The organism is Candidatus Skiveiella danica (assembly GCF_022705245.1).
Classification (GTDB): Bacteria; Pseudomonadota; Gammaproteobacteria; order Burkholderiales; family Burkholderiaceae_C; genus Skiveiella; species Skiveiella danica.
The window spans coordinates 1-534 of record NZ_JAKJEW010000190.1 but is presented as its reverse complement, the minus strand read 5'-3'; the positions used below and the strand labels follow the sequence as shown (position 1 = coordinate 534).

The 534-nt window shown below is 57.5% G+C and carries 1 pseudogene; it reads right to left on the bottom strand.

The window, feature by feature from the left end:
• Positions 1–534 (bottom strand): annotated as a pseudogene (gene gatB / locus ACMUOY_RS20925) (Asp-tRNA(Asn)/Glu-tRNA(Gln) amidotransferase GatCAB subunit B); the annotation flags it as partial.

Below are 534 nucleotides of genomic sequence, written 5' to 3'. Positions count from 1 at the left end.
TGCTCACGGGCGATTGGTCGAATGTCTTTTCATCACGGTTGAGCGCTGCGGACAAGTCGCTGAGCATCCAGTTGGCAACGAGTTTCGCGTCGGCGCCCGCCTTCGTCGCGGCTTCGTAAAAATTCGCGGTCGCGCTGTCTTGCGAGAGCAAACGCGCGTCGTATTCCGAAAGTGCGTACTGCGACACAAAGCGCGCGCACTTCGCCTCTGGCAACTCTGGCATCGTCGATTTAATGCGAGCGAGCATCTCATCGGTCACCACCAGCGGCGGCAAGTCAGGGTCCGGGAAGTAACGATAGTCCATCGCGTCTTCCTTGGTGCGCATGGCGCGCGTTTCGCCCGTATCCGGGTTGAACAGCACCGTCGCTTGCACGATTTTGTGGCCGTCCTCAATCTGCTCGATTTGCCAGCGAACTTCGTAGTCCACGGCCTGCTGCATGAACTTGAAGCTGTTCAGGTTTTTGATTTCGCGGCGGGTGCCAAATTCTTTTTGTCCAACCGGGCGCACGGATACGTTCACGTCGCAACGAAAAG